Here is a 1,674-nt window from a genome sequence, read left to right as displayed (position 1 = left end):
CCTCACCGTCGGCCATCAGGGTATTCGCCGAGCACCGATCCCGGTGATGGTGTCGGCGCGGACACCCTGCGCGTGCACCTCGCCCCGGTCCCCGGTGCCGAGGACACCTACGCGGTGCGCCTCACCGACCCGGCCGGGCAGGTGGTCGCGGTGGCCGACGCCGTGGCCGTCGGACCCGTCCGCGCCGACGCGCTGCGGGCCGCCCGCTCCCGGCACCGCGACGCCCTCCACCACGTGGAGTGGATCGCCCGCCCCCTGCCCGCCGCCTCCCTGAACTGGCTCACCCTCGGCTCCGCCACGCACCCGGACGTACCTGCCGTCACCGCGACCGCCAGGACGGCCGGCGAGCGCATCGGGGCCGTACGCCTGGACCTGACCACCCCCGCAGGAGCACCCGACCCGACCAACCCCGCAGGGACAATCGCGGGGGACGCCGTCAGGGACACCGTGGGCCGGGCCCTGTCCTGGGCGCGGCAGTGGCTCGCCGAGGAGGCCCTGGCCGGCACACCGCTGGTCGTCGTCACCCGTGGCGCCATGGCCGTCACCGGCGACGAGGACGTCACCGACCCGGCCGCCGCGGCCGCCTGGGGCCTGCTGCGCTCGGCGCAGTCGGAGACGCCGGGGCGGATCGTCCTGGTGGACGCGGACGGCGAACCCGACCCGGACACGCTGTCCGCCGTGGTCGCATCCGGCGAACCTCAGGCCGCGATCCGCGGCACCACCGTCGGCGGCACCACTCCCGCCACCACCGCCGGCGGCACCACCCCCCGAATCCACGTACCCCGTCTGCTGCGCACCCCTGTACCGCAGCCCGCCGCCGACGGCCCCCGCACGGTCTGGGACCCCGACGGCACCGTCCTGGTCACCGGCGGTACGGGCTCGCTCGGCGCGCACTTCGCCCGCCACCTGGTCACGGGCCATGGCGTGCGCCACCTGCTGCTGGTCAGCAGGCGCGGCCCGGACGCCCCGGGCGCCGCCGAGCTGTGCTCCGAACTGCGGGCCCTGGGCGTGACCGTGACCGTGGCCGCCGCGGACGTCGCAGACCGCACCGCCCTCGCGGGCGTCCTGGCCTCGGTGTCGTCGGCGCACCCGCTGCGCGGCGTCGTCCACACCGCGGGCGTCCTCGACGACGGCGTCATCGCCTCGCAGACACCGCAGCGGCTCGACGCCGTGCTGCGGCCCAAGGCCGACGCGGCCTGGAACCTGCACGAGCTGACCCGCGACGCCGGGCTGACGGCGTTCGTGCTGTTCTCGTCCGTGGCCGCGGCTGTCGGAGGCCCCGGCCAGCCCACCTACGCCGCGGCCAACGCCCACCTGGACGCGCTCGCCCAGCACCGTGCCGCGTCGGGTCTGCCGGCCACATCCATCGCCTGGGGCCTGTGGGAGCGGGCGACCGGTCTGACGGGCGGCCTCACCGAGACGGACCTGAAGCGGATCGCCCGCAGCGGTTTCCGCACCGTCCCGCAGGAGCTCGGCACGGCCCTGTTCGACCTGGCCCTGGACACCGGCCGCCCCTACCTCGTGGCCACTCCGCTCGACATCCCCGTCCTGCGCCGCCAGCCGCAGATCCCGGTGCTGCTCAGGTCGCTGGTGCGCGTGCCGGTCCGCGCCACGGCGCGCGGCGCCGCCGACGCGGGGCCCGGGCTCGCCGACCGGCTCGCCGGACTCGACGAC

General features: G+C 76.9%; 1 protein-coding gene. It reads left to right on the top strand.

Annotated elements, in window-relative coordinates; genetic code table 11:
- Positions 1-72: 72 nt before the first annotated feature.
- The coding region (locus ABZ281_RS48425) for a beta-ketoacyl reductase (RefSeq protein ID WP_356665123.1) at positions 73-1,674 on the top strand (1,602 nt) is incomplete at its 3' end.

The organism is Streptomyces sp. NPDC006265, from assembly GCF_040613555.1.
In the GTDB taxonomy this organism is placed as follows: domain Bacteria; phylum Actinomycetota; class Actinomycetes; order Streptomycetales; family Streptomycetaceae; genus Streptomyces.
This window is presented reverse-complemented; position numbering and strand designations above follow the sequence as displayed.